15 protein-coding genes and 1 pseudogene are annotated in these 15,824 nt (G+C 56.3%); 10 read left to right on the plus strand and 6 right to left on the minus strand.

Annotated features, from left to right (window positions below; all coding sequences use genetic code 11):
- Positions 1-30 precede the first annotated feature (30 nt).
- Positions 31-561: a helix-turn-helix domain-containing protein gene (locus tag CPA45_RS02340; protein WP_096649947.1), complete on the minus strand. Its 531-nt coding sequence runs from the start codon at positions 559-561 to the stop codon at positions 31-33.
- A 166-nt stretch (positions 562-727) separates the two neighbouring features.
- On the opposite strand from CPA45_RS02340, the gene CPA45_RS02345 reads away from it, so the two are divergent.
- Complete coding sequence (locus CPA45_RS02345; protein ID WP_096649949.1) at positions 728-3,493, plus strand: ATP-binding protein; 2,766 nt, start codon at positions 728-730, stop codon at positions 3,491-3,493.
- Positions 3,494-3,563: 70 nt separating this feature from the next.
- Here CPA45_RS02345 and CPA45_RS02350 read toward each other — a convergent pair whose 3' ends face one another.
- Positions 3,564-4,490 carry a LysR family transcriptional regulator gene (locus CPA45_RS02350; protein ID WP_096649951.1) on the minus strand — a complete coding sequence of 309 codons (927 nt, stop codon included), beginning with the start codon at positions 4,488-4,490 and terminating at the stop codon, positions 3,564-3,566.
- A 233-nt stretch (positions 4,491-4,723) separates the two neighbouring features.
- Here CPA45_RS02350 and CPA45_RS02355 point away from each other — a divergent pair, with 233 nt between their 5' ends.
- The 8 genes from CPA45_RS02355 (at position 4,724) to CPA45_RS02395 (ending at position 13,442) form a co-directional block, all read left to right on the plus strand.
- Entirely contained in the window at positions 4,724-5,344 is a 621-nt protein-coding gene (locus tag CPA45_RS02355) for an FMN-dependent NADH-azoreductase (protein ID WP_096649953.1), read from the plus strand.
- 261 nt (positions 5,345-5,605) lie between these two features.
- Positions 5,606-6,259 carry a hydrolase gene (locus CPA45_RS02365; protein ID WP_096649957.1) on the plus strand — a complete coding sequence of 218 codons (654 nt, stop codon included), beginning with the start codon at positions 5,606-5,608 and terminating at the stop codon, positions 6,257-6,259.
- Between the two features lie 148 nt (positions 6,260-6,407).
- On the plus strand, positions 6,408-7,145 hold the full coding sequence (locus CPA45_RS22945) for a nuclear transport factor 2 family protein (protein ID WP_208858448.1): 738 nt from the start codon (positions 6,408-6,410) through the stop codon (positions 7,143-7,145).
- 126 nt (positions 7,146-7,271) lie between these two features.
- Complete coding sequence (locus tag CPA45_RS02375; RefSeq protein ID WP_096649959.1) at positions 7,272-8,093, plus strand: alpha/beta fold hydrolase; 822 nt, start codon at positions 7,272-7,274, stop codon at positions 8,091-8,093.
- A 108-nt stretch (positions 8,094-8,201) separates the two neighbouring features.
- Positions 8,202-8,975 (plus strand): alpha/beta hydrolase, encoded by a 774-nt coding sequence (locus CPA45_RS02380; RefSeq protein ID WP_096649961.1) that lies wholly within the window; start codon positions 8,202-8,204, stop codon positions 8,973-8,975.
- Positions 8,976-9,022: 47 nt separating this feature from the next.
- Positions 9,023-12,049 carry a sensor histidine kinase gene (locus CPA45_RS02385; protein WP_096649963.1) on the plus strand — a complete coding sequence of 1,009 codons (3,027 nt, stop codon included), beginning with the start codon at positions 9,023-9,025 and terminating at the stop codon, positions 12,047-12,049.
- A 4-nt stretch (positions 12,050-12,053) separates the two neighbouring features.
- On the plus strand, positions 12,054-12,692 hold the full coding sequence (locus tag CPA45_RS02390; RefSeq protein WP_096649965.1) for a response regulator transcription factor: 639 nt from the start codon (positions 12,054-12,056) through the stop codon (positions 12,690-12,692).
- 144 nt (positions 12,693-12,836) lie between these two features.
- Positions 12,837-13,442 carry a helix-turn-helix domain-containing protein gene (locus CPA45_RS02395; RefSeq protein ID WP_096649967.1) on the plus strand — a complete coding sequence of 202 codons (606 nt, stop codon included), beginning with the start codon at positions 12,837-12,839 and terminating at the stop codon, positions 13,440-13,442.
- Between the two features lie 38 nt (positions 13,443-13,480).
- On the opposite strand, the pseudogene CPA45_RS23230 reads toward CPA45_RS02395, so the two are convergent.
- Positions 13,481-13,603: pseudogene (locus CPA45_RS23230) on the minus strand (hypothetical protein); the annotation flags it as partial.
- Here CPA45_RS23230 and CPA45_RS23145 point away from each other — a divergent pair.
- Positions 13,578-13,703, plus strand: a complete 126-nt coding sequence (locus CPA45_RS23145) for a hypothetical protein (RefSeq protein WP_279628788.1) — start codon at positions 13,578-13,580, stop codon at positions 13,701-13,703. The pseudogene CPA45_RS23230 and the gene CPA45_RS23145 sit on opposite strands and share 26 nt — an antisense overlap.
- 266 nt (positions 13,704-13,969) lie before the next feature.
- On the opposite strand, the gene CPA45_RS02410 is transcribed toward CPA45_RS23145, so the two are convergent.
- From CPA45_RS02410 to CPA45_RS02420, 3 genes are all read right to left on the minus strand, one after another.
- Complete coding sequence (locus tag CPA45_RS02410) at positions 13,970-14,164, minus strand: hypothetical protein (RefSeq protein ID WP_096649971.1); 195 nt, start codon at positions 14,162-14,164, stop codon at positions 13,970-13,972.
- 112 nt (positions 14,165-14,276) lie between these two features.
- Complete coding sequence (locus CPA45_RS02415; protein WP_096649973.1) at positions 14,277-14,582, minus strand: antibiotic biosynthesis monooxygenase family protein; 306 nt, start codon at positions 14,580-14,582, stop codon at positions 14,277-14,279.
- Between the two features lie 43 nt (positions 14,583-14,625).
- Positions 14,626-15,600 carry a zinc-dependent alcohol dehydrogenase family protein gene (locus tag CPA45_RS02420; protein ID WP_096649975.1) on the minus strand — a complete coding sequence of 325 codons (975 nt, stop codon included), beginning with the start codon at positions 15,598-15,600 and terminating at the stop codon, positions 14,626-14,628.
- Between the last annotated feature and the right edge of the window lie 224 nt (positions 15,601-15,824).

Raw genomic sequence — 15,824 nt, forward strand, 5'->3', positions numbered from 1 at the left:
GAGAAGATAAATAGGACGCTACTGTTACCTCTATGCATAGTTATCATGCCTTGTTGGCCCTGGCGGAGGCTCAACGGTATGTCGTCGGCGCCAAGCCATCGGGGTGTCGCCGACGACGCGTCGGAACACGCGAGTCAAATGCGCCTGATCGCACATCCCGCAGACCAGCGAAATCTGGCACACCGAGTCCTCCGTCGTTAGCAGCAGCCGCTGCGCCAACTCCACTCGCAGGCGTGTGACGTAAGCCATCGGTGCCTGGCCGCAGCTTAGTTTGAATGCACGCGAGAAATGGCTCGTGCTGAGTTGAGAGAGCGCAGCGAGATCCTTCACTCGGATCGTCGATTCCAGATGCGTCTCGATGTACGCGACGGTACGGCGGACCTGCCAGTCGGCCAGCCCACCGTGGGGGCAGGTGGACGAACCGGATACGGGAGCAAGGTCTTCGTGCAAGAGATCCAGCGCCCGCGCGACACAGGCTCTCGCAAATGCGCGATCGGATAGCAGTGCAGCTTTAGCGTCGTTCAACAACACTGCGACGTCGGGTGGGGAGTGGGTTTGCATGTGATTTCCCTTTTTGATCTCAACCACTGCGAAATAGCTGATCGTGAATCAGGATCGGGTAAGTGGCGGAAGGTTCGCGTCGGTGAAAATCCCTTACGTCTAGTTGGTCAGGTTCGTATCGGTTATTATCGGGTACACAAATACGTCAGTTGAAACGGTGGACTCGATGCGGCCTCGCGCTGGAACGCCACGATGGTCTCTTCTGGGACGGCGCGCAGAGCGTGCGACGATTGAGCAGGCGCTGGCCCGGGCAAAGACCGGGCAGAGCGGTGTGCTCGTGGTTCGCGGGGAAGCAGGCGTCGGGAAAACTACGCTGCTTGAGTATGCCCGCGACACCGCCACTACATTAGGGTTCCGGGTGGAGTACGCAGCCGGAGTGGAGTCCGAGACACAGTTTGCGTTCGCGGGTCTGCATCAGTTGTGCGCGCCGCTGCTGGACCGGGCAGGCGCGCTGCCCGACCCGCAGCAGACCGCCCTGGGCGTGGCGTTCGGCATGCAAGGCGGTGCTGCACCAGACCGGTTTCTGGTCGGGTTAGCGACCCTCAACCTGTTGGCCGAAGTCGCCGAGGAGGGGGCGCTGTTGTGCCTTGTCGAGGATGCACAATGGCTGGATCAGGCGTCCGCGCAGGTTCTTGCGTTCGTTGCGCGGCGATTGGAGGCCGACCGGATCGCGTTGGTGTTCGCGCTACGCGACCCGACCGATCGTGATGTCCGCCCCTTCGTCGGATTGCCCGAACTCCGGCTGGACGGGCTAGGGCAGACGGATGCGCGGGCGCTGCTGGCCGCTGCGTTCGGCACACCGCTAGATGAAAGGGTGCGCGACCGGATTGTTGCCGAGGCCCGCGGCAACCCCTTGGCGCTGCTGGAGCTGCCGAAGAGCGCACTTCCGGCGCAATTGGCCGGCGGGTTCGAGTTGCCCAACGTGCTGAGCGTGCCGCGCCGTATCCAGGACAGCTTCCAGCAGCGCTTGAACACTCTGCCTGCCGACACGCAGTTGTTGCTTCTGGTGGCCGCAGCCGACCCGACCGGTGACGTGGCGTTGCTCTGGCAGGCGGCCGCGCACCTGGGGATTGTTCGCGAGGCGGTGGCACCCGCGGAGACCGTCGGGTTGGTGGAGATCGATACCCGGGTTCGGTTTCGTCATCCGCTGGTACGCTCGGCGGTCTACACGGCCGCGACTCTGCCCGACCAGCGCCGAGCACATAGGGTGCTGGCCGCCGTCACCGACCCCCAGATCAATCCCGACCGGCGTGCTTGGCACCGGGCGCAGTCGGTGGTGGGCACCGACGAGGAAGCCTCGGCGGAGCTTGAGCACACGGCCGGACGTGCACTCGACCGCGGCGGGCTGGCCGCGGCGGCCGCATTCATGGAGCAAGCGGCAGTGCTCACGCCTGAACCTGCCCGCCGTGCGACACGCGCGCTCAACGCCGCGTACGCCAAGCACGAGGCCGGTGCGCCCGAAGCCGCGTTGGAGCTGCTGGCGGCCGCGGAGGCAGGGCCTCTGGATGCATTGCAACAAGCTCGCCTCGAGCTGCTGCGCGCCCAAATAGCGTTCCACCTGAAACGAGACAGCGACGTGCCGAGGATGCTGCTGGACGCGGCCAGAATGCTCGCCCCACTGGACTCCGCGCTGTCCCGCGAGACCTACCTGCACGCGCTGGATGCGGCCGTCATCAACGGCGGTGCCGATGCGGTGCACATCGCTGAAGCGGCATTGGCCGCTCCCCCATCTGCGGTACTTGCGCGACCTGCGGACCTGCTCCTAGATGCCCTCGCGACGACCTTGACGAGGGGATATGCGGCTGGAGCACCCGGGCTGCGACGCGCCCTGGAAGCGTTTCGCGACAGCTCAAACACGGATCCCGGGCAAGCCCGCCAGAGCGACTCCTGGCTATGGCTGGCTGGCCGCAACGCTGTGGCTATCTTCGATGACGAGCTCGTCTACATATTGGCCAGCCGCAACGCCCAGCTGGCTCGTGAGGCCGGTGCGCTGACGACGCTTCCCGCCGCGCTAAGCTTCCTGTCCATCACATCGGTTCTGATGGGTGAACTTGCCCGAGCCAGCGAGCTCGCCACTGAGGCGACGGCGATCACTCAGGCCACCGGCGGCGTACAGCTACGGCACGCTCACATCATCCTGAGTGCTTGGCGTGGCGACCATGCCGAAACCACGGCGCTCAACGCCATCACCGCTCAAGACGTCACCTACCCTGAAGGAGGCACGGACGACTCCCTGGCTCAGTACGCGATGTCGGTGCTCCACAACGGGTTGGGCAACTACTCGGCCGCTCAGGAGGCTGCGGCACGGGCGTGCGAGTCCCATGAGCTGTCGCTTAGCAGCGCGGGCCTGCCCGAACTCATCGAGGCTTGCGTCCGTGGCGGTCACCCAGAGCGCGCGGCTCTGGCGCTGGAACAGCTCAACTCTCGAGCCCTTGCCAGCGGCACGCAATGGGCACTCGGGATGGCGGCGCGCTCGCGGGCGCTGATCAGCACCGGGCCGTGCGCCGAAGCTCACTACCGGGAGTCGATCGAGCGGCTCGGCAGCTGCCGGATGGTTACCCACCTCGCTCGTGCCCACCTCGTCTACGGCGAGTGGCTGCGCCGCGAAGGACGCCGCCAGAATGCCCGTGAGCAGCTTCGAAACGCCCATCAGTTGCTTTCGGACATGGGGGCGGAGGCCTTCGCCGAACGTGCCGCCCGCGAGCTGCGGGCCACCGGCGAGCACCCACGCAAACGTACCGCTCGGCCGACCGACGCACTCACCGCCCAGGAGCTACACATAGCACGGTTGGTCGCTACGGGAGCGACCAACCGGGAAATCGGCGCCCAGTTGTTCCTGAGCCCTCGTACGATAGAGGCCCACTTACGCAGCATCTTCCAGAAGCTGAACATCACCTCCCGCCGGCAGATCAAGAACTTCCAGCTTCCCTGACACGACGAACGCTACCGGTCATGATTTCTGCCTGATAAGCGGAGATCCCTTTCGACACGTTATGCGCATTTCAACAAGCCTTGGTGCTCTTGGAAACTGAGCGCAATGCCGCGCCACTCCATAAATACGGAGACTGTTCAAAGTACTCGATCAGCATCTCGGTAAGGATCCGGACCTTCCGTGCAGGGTGCTGGCCTGGGGGGCGGATAACATAGGCACCGGCCGGAGGGGGAGGATAGCGCGTCATAATGGGAACAAGCGCACCAGTTGCCATATGTTCCTGGGTAATGAAATCGGGCAGCCAAGCTACGCCAAGCCCAGCCACAGCGGCGGCGGCGAGGGCTGTGGCGCTGTCGGCCTTGAATCGCCCTTGCGGGTGCACCGCAATGATTTTGTCTCCGTCCATGAATTGCCAGGCTTCTGTGCCCTGCATAAGAGCCTCATGGGCCAGGATCTCATCTGGGGTCTCCGGCGCTCCATGTGTCTTGATATAGCATGGACTTGCAACGAGGTTGCCAAAAATCGGACCGACGCGACGTGCTTTCAGGGTCGAATCTTCTAGAAAACCAAGCCGTATCGCACAGTCATAACCATCGGTGATCAGATCAACACGGCTATCACTGTAGCAGGCGTGTATGTGTAGTTGAGGGTGTCGTCGTGCCATTTCAGCCAGGACAGGAGCGAAATGCGTTGGCCCAAACGATAGTGGGGCTGCGATTCTCAGGCGCCCGCGGAGTGCACCGTTGGGTAGAATCGCTTCTCTAGCCACGTCGGTTTCTACGCAGATTTTGGCTGCATAGTCTTTAAAGGTAGTACCTGCTTCGGTAAGCGCTGCCCCGCGGGTGGTTCGCGAAAGAAGTTGAACGCCCAGTTCCGCTTCGAGCCGTGCGAGGCGGCGACTGACAATCGACTTGGCTATACCGAGTCGAAGGGCGGCAGATGAAATGCCTCCAGCGTGAGCAACCTCTACGAATGTCTGTAATTCTTCAATGTCCATTTTAGCGTTCCACGAATAGCAACAATGGTTTCTGCAAAATGGTACTACCAGGCTGAAAGCCCGAATAGGACAATACTGCTGCAAATGAGTGTCTGCTTTTTGGGCATGCCTTGCGGAGATCAAACTTAAGCTCAATGGCAGCAGGGGATGTTTCATAGAGACCCTGTCATGGGCTTTCGCCACAAAAATGTGGTGCTCTTTCTGGGCGCCTATCTAGCACAGGATTTACGACCATGAATAATATTCTTGTTATTAACAGCAGCGTTTCAGGTGAGGCATCGGTTTCACGATTTTTGGTAGGGGACGTCGTGCAGCGCATGCTGGAGATAAATCCCAACGCTGAGGTTACTTATCGCGACCTTAACGAAACGCCCATACCCCATCTCACATCCACCACTGTTGCGGGCATCCGGGCCGTTGCCGAGACGCAAGCCGAATTGGCCGCGGAGACCCTTTCGAACGAGCTGATCGCTGAGCTGAAAGCGGCGGACGTCGTTGTAATGGGTGCTCCGATGTATAATTTCAGCATTCCGTCGTCCTTGCGCAACTGGTTCGATCACGTGCTGCGCCCGCGGGTGACGTTTGCATACGGCGCAGGCGGTGTGCAGGGGTTACTTTCTTCAGATATAAGCGTGATCGTGATCGAATCGCGGGGCGGGCTCTATTCGGAGGGGCCCACGCAGGCGATGGATTTCCAGGAGCCCTATTTGAAGACGCTGCTGGGCTTTATCGGGATCACTGACGTCACCTTTATTCATGCCGAGAAAATCGGCTCTGGACCTGAAGCGCGCGAACTTGCCATTGAAACCGCAAAATCGCGTATTGAGGAAGTCGTCGCAGCTTTAGTTTGGTAAGCATTCTTATCTTACCTTACGTGCGGGTGTTGTGGCGTCTAGCAGGCGCCCGCCCCATGCATCCGCACTTGCTACGCAAGTATTCCTTCTTCGATATCCCCTTCATTGTTCCCCATTCTGCGACACAGCTTAGCTTCAAAGAGGGCTACTGCGCCGAGTATAAGTGCAGCAGTATCTAAGTCCGGGCAATGTCGCCACTGGCGCATTGCTAACGGGAAACCAAGCTCGCAAAAAAATTGACCACTGACAGAGGATATTTCCATGACTTTTCGTAATGGCCTTGCGTCTCTTCTTCGTCCCGAAGATTCAGTATTGGTGATGATTGACCACCAGCCTTACCAGCTCGCGAATCTTAATAGTCACGAACCAACGATGGTAATTAACAATTCGGCGGCGCTTGCGAAAACTGCAAAAGCCTTCAATGTTCCTACGATTCTGACGAGTGTGGTCGCTGCCCAGGGCGGCAACATCTTTCCTCAGATCACTGATGTATTCCCTGGCCAGGAGATCATCGACCGCACGTTCATCAACACTTGGGAGGATAAGCCAACAGTGGACGCGGTCAAGGCGACGGGCCGCAAGCAGCTGATCATCGCAGGCCTGTGGACCGAAATATGTGTTGCCATGCCGGCGATCCAGGCTGCTGGCGAGGGCTGGGACGTCACTGTCATCACGGATGCGTCTGGCGGTACGTCGGTGGAGGCCCACGAAGTCGGCATACAGCGCATGATTGCGGCCGGTGTGAACATGATGACCTGGATGGCATTGGCGTCCGAATGGCAGCGAGACTGGGCACGGGCCGAGCATCTTGTCGAGATACTCGAGGTCATGAGACAGCATGGCGGTGGCAGCAGTATTGCGTACATGTGGGAGCAGCAGTTGCTCAATACGCCGGTGCCTGACAGCGCGGGCTAATCCGAGCGGGGATGACGAGATTTTTCAGCGACACGTCACGAGAAAGTTAGTGACTGTAAGAGTCTTGTCATCCTTCTTGCAACAAGCCGTCATGCCATTGGTGATGATCGCAAGCCAGCCCGGCTAGGCTTTAAATAAGGGGCGTAAAATGTCCATAGATAGTTTTCCTGTTGGCTTGGAAATGCATGTTTCCTATCCAGAGCTACAGGTCAATCTGACGCTACTGTCAGTGACGCAATTGAAATTCGAGATCAAGGACGGGCCATTTGCCCGGATCGAAACCGTCGATATACAGGTCGTGCCACTTGGCAACAGTCTCTTCGCGGTAAGCTGGCAGGGGCTTGATGGTGCGACGGTCATGAATGTTCAGGACTATGACAAAGGTCTGATTCACTCCTACGCAACCTTACCTGGCGGTGAGTTTCTGAGGATGACCGGGGCATTTACGGTTACACGTCCCGCGGATCGTACTTCTGACGAGCGCCCTCATCGTAACAAGGCTTTGGTGCTTGACGCGATGACATCACTTTTCCAACGTCATGATGCGTCTGCGGTGGAGCGCCTCTATGCAGCAGATTACATTCAGCACAATCCCAATATTCCTCAAGGTCGCGATGCGCTGCAGGCGCTGGTGGCAGGTCTTTCGCCATCTGTCTACTACGAGCCCGGCCTGATCATTGCTGAAGGTGACCTTGTCGCCATCCACGGCCGTATCCGCGGCTGGGCAGATACCCCTCAGGTGGTGGTTGATATCTTTCGGGTTGAAGAGGGCAAGCTGGTGGAACATTGGGATGTATTACAGGATGAAATGCCGGTAGCTCTCGGTGGCATCTCTATGTTCGATCCCGCCGAGGGAGCTCATCACGCTCAACCGGAAACCGCATAGGCGGCTAGGGCCGCTCCAGACTAGTTCTTCAAACCGCTATTCATCCAAACGCGACATCTTTGTTCTATAGCCTTCGTTATTAGCGCTTTAACGTCTTAGTGGTACTCACCAACAGGAGCAGTATCCATGACTATGTTCACTACCAGCGATAACGTCTCACTCTTCTACAAAGATTGGGGCTCGGGCCAGCCAGTCTTTTTCTCCCACGGTTGGCCGCTTTCCTCCGACGCCTGGGATAACCAGATGCTGTTTTTTGGCCAGCAGGGTTATCGGGTTATAGCCCATGACCGGCGCGGCCATGGGCGCTCGGAGCAGACCTGGGATGGCAACAATATGGATCGTTATGCGGACGATCTTGCCGAGTTGTTCGAATATCTGGATCTTCGCAATATCATCATGATTGGCCATTCCACCGGTGGTGGCGAAGTAGCGCACTATATTGGCCGCCATGGTTCTTCGCGAGTGGCTAAAGCCGTATTGGTGGGCGCAGTGCCACCTCTAATGCTGAAAACCGATAGCAATCCTCATGGCACGCCAATGGAGGCGTTTGACGGTATTCGTGCGGGCACTGCGTCGAACCGCTCTCAGTTTTTCCGCGACCTGACCGTGCCGTTTTACGGATTCAACCGTGAAGGGGCTGATGTTAATGAAGGGCTTCAGGAGTCGTTTTGGCTACAGGGCATGCAGGGGGGGATCAAGGCGCACTATGACTGCATTCACGAGTTCTCCGAAGTCGACTATACCGCTGACCTAAAAGCCATCGACAAGCCCGTATTGTTTATCCACGGCGATGATGATCAGATTGTCCCGCTCGCGGCCTCTGCTGAATTGGCTGCTGAGATCGTCAATGACGGCATCCTGAAAGTCTACCCCGGTGGTTCGCATGGGCTGGCGCAGATTGACGCTGACCAGTTCAACACAGATGTGCTGGGTTTTATTCGTAGCTGAAACGTCCGCGACGCTCGAGCATTTAGTCGGGCGTCGCTCATCACACTCTTGTCCCACTCTTAGGCAGTTATCCAAGAGTCAGCGACGGTATTTTGCGACAGTGCACTGATGTCTCATATCTGCTTTATTCAAGGCGACTGGCTAAACCCAACGGTATGGGAAAAGTTCGAGCGCCACTTCAAGGCCTGTGGCTACGCCTGCAGTATCCTGTCGCTGCCAGTCTCGGGTGAGCAGGGTTGGCATCAAGTTCTGCATGGCAAAGATGCTAGGTTTTCACCCCTTAAATGCCTTGTAGATTTCTACGCGATTCAGATTGCAGGTTTTTCGACGCCACCTATTCTAATTGGTCATGCGATGGGCGGGCTGATTGTTCAGCTGTTGCTTGATCGTGGCCTGGGGTTGGCTGGTGTCGCCATCGCTTCGCGACCGCCGCAGCGGGTCTCTCCTGGCTTTCACTCGATACTGCAGATACTTACGGCACGCGTTGAGCGACGACAAGGCATGCGCTTTTTGCGCATGACACCTGCGCAGTTTTTCTGCCGGGTGGCGTATCCGGGATCGCGCCCGTCAGCAGCGCCGCTGTATGAGCAGTTGGTTGGCAGAGTCCCGCAAACACTGATGATAACAGCAGCACTGGGCGTAGGTGGCAGGCTACTCTTCACTCAGGAGCGAGGGCCGCTATTACTGATTTCGGCCGGTGATGATCGAATGGTTGCCAGTTCTGTGGTTTTAGCCAACTATTTCTATCAGAGACGATCCTTGGCGCCGACAGACTACATCGCGTTTCCTGGGCACGGTCATCTGCTTATTGTGCAGCCAGGCTGGGAGTGTGTCGCCGATCGAATTATTGAATGGCTCCAGCAGCAATTGGGCTGGTTTTGAAAGCTCGCAATGGCCTTAGTACTTAAAAGACACTGTAGGTGTATTCCTTGCGAACATACGTAATTTTACTGCTGAGCCTCGTGCTTGGCTGTCTTGCGTGCTCAAGTGCAGTGGCGCGTATCTCGAACGAAATGGATCACCGTCGCTGGACTGCCAGCGACCGGGAGCCCACTGCAGTGGGCGCGCTTGCGCAAACCGTTGATGGGTACCTTTGGCTGGGTACCCATGATTCCTTGTATCGCTTCGATGGTTTCGAGTTCGAGAAATTTGAGCCTGCTGACGGTGAGCCGATGGGGGTGGTCTCCGCGCTTGCCGGCACAGCGGAAGGGCTGTGGGTGGGTTTTCGTATCGGTGGAGCCCGTTTGATCAACGCAAATGGTGTGATGCAACCGGTGGAGCCAGGCCTTCCGGACGGCGTGGTCTACAGCATTGCCGAGGATCAGCAGGGACAAGTCTGGGTCGCGGCGGATGAGGGGCTCGCGAACCATGATGGCACAGCTTGGCGCCAGATTGGCCAGGAGATGGGCTTTACGGGCCGCCATGCCCGAGCGGTACACGTGGATGCAGGTGGATATATCTGGGCAGCAAGCGAAGAGGCGCTTTATATGCTCCCTCCGGGTGCCTCTTCGTTCATAGGAACGGGTATCAGGAGTCCATCAATCAGCGAAATAGCATCATCCCCCTCAGGCGACGTATGGATAACTGATCGCTCCAGGAACCGGTTACTGCATGTGACAAAAACAGGCTTTGCTGGCGTCGAGTTTGAAGAAATACCGATATCAAGTGCGAACAGTATCGTTCTGGATGAGCAGGGGGACGCCTGGCTGGGTACGCTTGGAGCCGGTTTGCTCTACCTTGCCACCGGAAAGATACATGAGCCTACCGAGGGTAGAGATGTCATCAGCTCGTATACCGCTCGTGACGGACTGAGCTCTAATTTTGTATTGTCACAGCTCATCGACCGTGATGGTAATTTGTGGGTAGGTACGGATGCAGGCCTGGATCGACTCAAGCGTAAAGACCTGGCCCCCCTCGCTCTATCTACAGGCGTGGGCAGTACTGCACTGGCAGTAGATGGTGAAGGTTCACTCTGGGTCGGCTCCGACAATGGCCAATTAACGAGCTTCGGGAGTGCCAACTATTCCACCTATGAATTAGATATGCCGATCAACGCATTGGTTAACAGTGAGCAACACGGCTTATTGATTGGCGGGCATCAGGGCGTTTTCTCACTTTCGGGCGATGAACTTGTGCACGTCGCAGCATTACCTATCGAATCTACCCCGGAATCTGCCGTCAGGACGATGGTGGTAGGAAAAAATGGCGATATATGGGTCTCCGTCAACAGAGCAGGGCTATTCGTCTGGGCTGATCAGCAATGGCAACCTATTGGCCCATTTAGTGATTCGGAGCGTCAGGTGATGCCTGTGAGCGCCTCCCGAGACCCATCAGGTAAACTGTGGTTCGGCTACCGGGATAACCTTCTGGTGTCCTTTGCCGAGCATAAGTTCGAGCGCTGGAGCTACCAGGAAGGGCTGGACATTGGCCATGTCACCGCCATGCTGCATCTGCCCGAACGCACCTGGGTAGGTGGTCAGCATGGTCTGGCATATCTCAAGGATGGACGTTTTCATCGTCTAGATCTGCCGGCCGCCGGATCATTTCAGAATATCTACGCCTTAGTCGCCGTGCCGGCAGAGAAGAGCGCGGGAGAATCCGGGATGGACATCTGGGTGCATAGTCGCGGTGGCATCTTTAAGCTACCTGCCGCGGAGATCGATCGCGTAATAGCGGGCGGTGACACACTGTTGTACAGCTCTCACGATCACATTGGCCGACTACCCATGGATCCCCACAAAGTATTGCCACTGCCTACTGGCGTCTCTACGCCTGGAGGCTTGCTATGGTTTGCCACCGGCCATGGCGTTATCCGTGTTGATCCCCATAAACCAAGTGATATGACACATCCACCCGTCATTACCATCCAGGCGCTTACAGCCGATGGTGTCGATATTGACATTTCTGCCACCCCTATTCGTTTATCAGCACCACCGCAGAGGCTGGTTATTAACTATTCTGCGTTAAACCTCACCGCACCAGAGACCATGCGTTTTCAGTACCGTCTTAATGGTCATGATTCGGAATGGGTCGATGCAGGGCGTTCCAGGCAAGCTGTTTTCTCACGCCTGCGAGCAGATAATTACGAATTCCATGTTCGCGTGCTTGATGAGACCGGGCAGTTTCATCATCCTAAAGAAGCTTTGATTTTCAACGTCCCTCAGGTTTTCTATCTGCGTCCATGGTTTTTAATGCTCGTTTCAGGAGCGCTGCTGGCGCTCGTATTCTGGATATCCCGTGTTTATACGCAACGGGAAAAAGCAGCCCTTCGAACACGCTTGGAAGAGCGCTTTCATGAGCGTGAGCGCATCGCACGCGAGCTGCATGACACCTTACTGCAAAGCGTGCAGGGCATGATGCTTAGCTTCCAGGCGGTGGCCGACAGTCTGCCTGAAGAGTCCCGTGCTCGTCATGCGATGGAGCGCGCGCTGGACCGGGCTGATCAAGTGATGGCCGAAGGTCGGGACCGAATTACGGGGTTGCGCGGTGAAATATCTCCGGCGGAAGATCTGGCGGTTGCATTCCAACTGTTACAACAGGAGGCCGACGCTTCGGTTTCTGTAGCCTACCGCGTTAGCAACGTGGGTCAGCCATTGCCGCTGGGCAATGAGGTTCGCGATGTTTTCTATCAGGTGGGAAGAGAAGCGGTTTTCAATGCATTGCGTCATGCAGAGGCCACGCAGATTTCCGTTAGCTTGACCTACGCTAAGGATAGATTCGAGATGCTTGTTGCTGATGACGGGGTTGGCATGGATCCACGCTACCAACGAATGCGCGGGAGACCTGGGCACGGCGGTTTGAGGGGCATATATGAACTTGCCGACAGAATTGAGGCCACGTTGATGATCGTTAGCAGCGACCAAAGCGGTACGCGTATCAGGTTGTCACTGCCTGGCGCCATTGCCTATGAAAAAGCAATTGACGACAAATACAACCGTTCAATTAAGGCAGGTTAAACTTATGGTCGATCATCAGAAGCCCATCTCCGTATTGGTAGTCGATGATCATGCTCTGATACGCGAGGGTATTGCGGCAGTAGTGGGCAATTATGAAGACATAAGCCTGGTGGGTGAAGCTTCCAACGGGCTGGAGGCAATCCGCGTGTACCGGGCAACGCAACCGGACGTGACGCTAATGGATGTTCAGATGCCTGAGCTCAATGGCATTGGTGCCATTAGCGCCATCATGTCGGAGTTTCCCCAGGCATGTATCGCGGTACTCACCACCTACCGAGGCGATGTAAGAGCGTTGCAAGCGATCAAGGCGGGCGCGCGCGGCTATCTCTTAAAAAGTATGCTGCGCCGTGAACTCATTGACACGATACGCGCTCTGGCAGCCGGTAAACGGCGTTTCCCACCGGAGATCGCGGCAGAGCTGGCGGCCCATATTGATCAGGAAGGTCTGACCGGCAGGGAGCTTGAGGTACTGCAATGTGTCGCTCGCGGTTTTTCGAACAAGGAGGCCGCTGTCGCTCTGGCGATAGGTGAAGATACAGTAAAAGGGCATCTACGCAATATCATGGACAAACTCGGAGCCAATAATCGCACGCATGCGGTGACTATTGGTATCCAGCGAGGAATCATCGAGCTTCCGCAATAAATAGTTCTGTCCCCCACTTTAGTGTTGGTAATTGCTCTCCTGTTTAGGGCTGGGTCGGGCTTGGCCACACTGCCATCCTGGGTATCCCATGGTGGCGAGCTGGGTACGCCACCAAGTTCTGATCCCTGCCAAGGAGCGAGAGCTATGAACGGAAGTGTTAGCACAGGTTACTTACTGGACAACACCGCCTTCAGTGGTGCTGACCACTTAAAGCGTACTAAGCAACTGCTGACGTTGCTGATAGAGACGGAGAGAGCCCTTCACCACGATCCCGACATTGCTTCGACTTATCTTAATGAAGCGATCGCTTTGCTGGCAGACGACAGTCAGCATGAGCCTTCGCCCCATAGACATAGGGGAGGGTTGGCACGCTGGCAGATATCGCGTATTGACGAATTCATCAATGATCATCTCGACCACTGCATACGAACCACCGAACTTGCTTCATTGTTGGGTTTGAGCGTTAGTCATTTTTCGCATGCGTTCAAACAGACGACCGAAATGACTCCGCTAACGTATGTGACTGCCAAGCGTTTGGAGGCAACGCAGCAAAATATGGTCTGTTCAACACTCTCCTTGAGCGATATTGCGCTTAGTCACGGATTTTGTGACCAGTCCCACTTTTGCCGCGTGTTCAGACGTGAAACAGGACTGTCACCGCAAACATGGCGGAAGCTGCATACTGATGTCCTAGCGGAACAACCAGCCTGCCACGAGTCGAACCACCTTGGGCATGAATTGTTGTCGTAAGCAGAGGCGTACCAAGTGAAGTTCATCCACGCCCACCAAATGGCAAAAAAAGACGCTGAGAACTTCAGCGCTCCCTCAGTCATACGGAAATCTAAAATGGCATGATGGAGACCTACCGCAGCGGAGGCGACTGCAATGACCGAAACCAGATCAAACAGCAGTTCAAGCGGTGTTGCCCCTCGGCACGACCTGCTGGAAAAGGTCGCAACCCTGGTAGATCAGGGCCTTATTCGCACCACTGCTGGGAAAATCTCGGGTTAATTAATGCCGAACATCTGCGTGCAGCCCATGCCGAGCTGGAAGCTGGAAAGGCTGTAGGTAAAATTGTATTGGAGGGTTTTTAAAAACTGACCTATGAAAATGTGGTGACGTAGATGGTAAAAGGGGCGGCCTAGCAGGCCACCCTTTTTCTTTCGCGAAGCACCCAAGAATTCGCTTGTGCTCTCCAGCCTGGAGCAACTGATTGAAAAGTAACGGGCATTACCAGGGTGCAGTTGGGTTAAATCCTAGCAATGGCGTCCCGCTCATCACCTCATGTGCAGGTCGTTTCCCATATTTAAGGTAAAGAAGAGAGCAGAAAAGCCATCCGTGTTGATCTGTTGTTCGATGTTCATCTCGGGGACTGAGCCCGAATAAGATTCAATAGCGAAGAAAAGCCCAAGGGTCATTTTTTCTTCTTTGAACATCGTAGAATAACCACGATGGTTAGAGAAGTCAGTCATTTGAGAGCTCCCGATAGACGTTATTTAAGATAAAGTTACATAAAGGAAAATGCCCTAAAGAGTTCATAATGAAAGTTTTAAAAAGTTTCAGCGAGCCGGAACATGGATAATGTTAGGGGCAGCTTTCACTAAACTGCCCCTCGATATGGTAGACCTTCGGTTCCTCCGCAAAATACGCTTCTAAGCCCATCATGAACACCTGATGATCTTCACTCTCTTCGAAGCCCGGCGTGTGATCCTCAAGCGACGCCCATCGCACGATCAGGTTGAATAACTCGGGCGTTTCAATCCCTTGCGCGAGCATGTGGCCGCCGTAACCCTTGGCGCGGGTGAGCAAGGGAGCGACCTCGTCAAAGGCACGCCTGAACTGTTCAACGTGTTCTTTGTGAACGGGCAGCAGAGCGATTTCATAAACCATGGGATATTCCCTCAAGTTGAGTTCAACGGTTAAACATTCGCACTTACGAGACGAGCGATGGCTCGACGGCAATGGCGATTTTTCCTCGGAGGCCGTTGTTGGGAGTCTCCAGTAGGGCATGGGCGTCTGGAATATCGGCAAGTGAGTAAACCGCGCCTACGTGTGGCTGCAACTGACCGCGGGCTATCAATGCGCTCAGCTCATCAAGCTTGCCGCGGTTTTGTCGGGTGAAAACGAAGTGATAACTGGCGTTCTTACCCCAGGCCTCCACAAGGTTTTGCGGTTGGGCAATGTCCACAATCGAGACCACGCGGCCAAGCTGAGCGAGCGCGTCGGGGCTGCGCGATAGTGTGTCGCCGCCAATGGTGTCGAACACTACATCGACACCGTGGCCACCGGTTTCCCGCAGGATGGCATCAACGTAATCCTCTTTCCTGTAGTCGATGACCACATCGGCACCTAGGCTTCGGGCGAACTCAAAATTTGCTTCACGCACGGTGGCGAACACTCTCGCACCCATGGCTTTTGCTACCTGGATCGCCACATGGCCGACGCCACCCGCGCCGCCATGCACCAGGATGCTTTCTCCCACTCTGAGCGCCGCGCGCACGACTAATGCTTCCCACACCGTCCCACCAACCAGGGTCAGGCTGGCCGCCTCAAGATGACTCAGCGAGGGTGGCTTCTTCCCGATGATGCTCTCTGCTGCAACGTGGTACTCGGCATAACTTCCGGGGCCATCGAAAATCTGCGGGGTGTACCAGACTTCGTCGCCTGGCACGAAACTCGTCACACCCGGCCCCACCGCTTCGACAACGCCAGATACGTCATGCCCGGTAATAGCCGGCAGTGGCACTAGGTCGGGATAGTCGCCACGTCGCACTTGGTAATCCAGCGGGTTGATGGAGGTTGCGTGGACCCGCACCAGCACTTGTCCCGCCTGCGGCACTGGCTTGGGTACCTCGCTAAGTTCAAACGATTCCGGGCCGCCAAATGCTTTGAGTATCTGCGCTTTCATTTTGAGCCTCACTTCGAGAAAGGGATATCGGGATGTTTTTCGATGGCTGACAAGAATAAGTGCCGAATCTTCAGGGAGGAGAAGTGACGTCAGGCCATTACAGAAGTCGTCATGGTTATATCTCTGCTAAGAGCAAGCCTGATTTACCAACTAACGAGCCTCGTCGGCAATATTCCCCTGCCTAGCCACTCTCGCAAAACACCGCCGCTTGTTATTGGATGACT

The organism is Vreelandella nigrificans (assembly GCF_002374315.1).
In the GTDB taxonomy this organism is placed as follows: Bacteria; Pseudomonadota; Gammaproteobacteria; order Pseudomonadales; family Halomonadaceae; genus Vreelandella; species Vreelandella nigrificans.

Excerpts from the sequence above, each read along its gene's own strand:
- CPA45_RS02340 (WP_096649947.1), bottom strand. The coding sequence starts at position 561 with ATGCAAACCCACTCCCCACCCGACGTCGCAGTGTTGTTGAACGACGCT.
- CPA45_RS02345 (WP_096649949.1), top strand. The coding sequence starts at position 728 with ATGCGGCCTCGCGCTGGAACGCCACGATGGTCTCTTCTGGGACGGCGC.
- CPA45_RS02350 (WP_096649951.1), bottom strand. The coding sequence starts at position 4,490 with ATGGACATTGAAGAATTACAGACATTCGTAGAGGTTGCTCACGCTGGA.
- CPA45_RS02355 (WP_096649953.1), top strand. The coding sequence starts at position 4,724 with ATGAATAATATTCTTGTTATTAACAGCAGCGTTTCAGGTGAGGCATCG.
- CPA45_RS02365 (WP_096649957.1), top strand. The coding sequence starts at position 5,606 with ATGACTTTTCGTAATGGCCTTGCGTCTCTTCTTCGTCCCGAAGATTCA.
- CPA45_RS22945 (WP_208858448.1), top strand. The coding sequence starts at position 6,408 with ATGTCCATAGATAGTTTTCCTGTTGGCTTGGAAATGCATGTTTCCTAT.
- CPA45_RS02375 (WP_096649959.1), top strand. The coding sequence starts at position 7,272 with ATGACTATGTTCACTACCAGCGATAACGTCTCACTCTTCTACAAAGAT.
- CPA45_RS02380 (WP_096649961.1), top strand. The coding sequence starts at position 8,202 with ATGTCTCATATCTGCTTTATTCAAGGCGACTGGCTAAACCCAACGGTA.
- CPA45_RS02390 (WP_096649965.1), top strand. The coding sequence starts at position 12,054 with ATGGTCGATCATCAGAAGCCCATCTCCGTATTGGTAGTCGATGATCAT.
- CPA45_RS02395 (WP_096649967.1), top strand. The coding sequence starts at position 12,837 with ATGAACGGAAGTGTTAGCACAGGTTACTTACTGGACAACACCGCCTTC.
- CPA45_RS23145 (WP_279628788.1), top strand. The coding sequence starts at position 13,578 with ATGACCGAAACCAGATCAAACAGCAGTTCAAGCGGTGTTGCCCCTCGG.
- CPA45_RS02410 (WP_096649971.1), bottom strand. The coding sequence starts at position 14,164 with ATGACTGACTTCTCTAACCATCGTGGTTATTCTACGATGTTCAAAGAA.
- CPA45_RS02415 (WP_096649973.1), bottom strand. The coding sequence starts at position 14,582 with ATGGTTTATGAAATCGCTCTGCTGCCCGTTCACAAAGAACACGTTGAA.
- CPA45_RS02420 (WP_096649975.1), bottom strand. The coding sequence starts at position 15,600 with ATGAAAGCGCAGATACTCAAAGCATTTGGCGGCCCGGAATCGTTTGAA.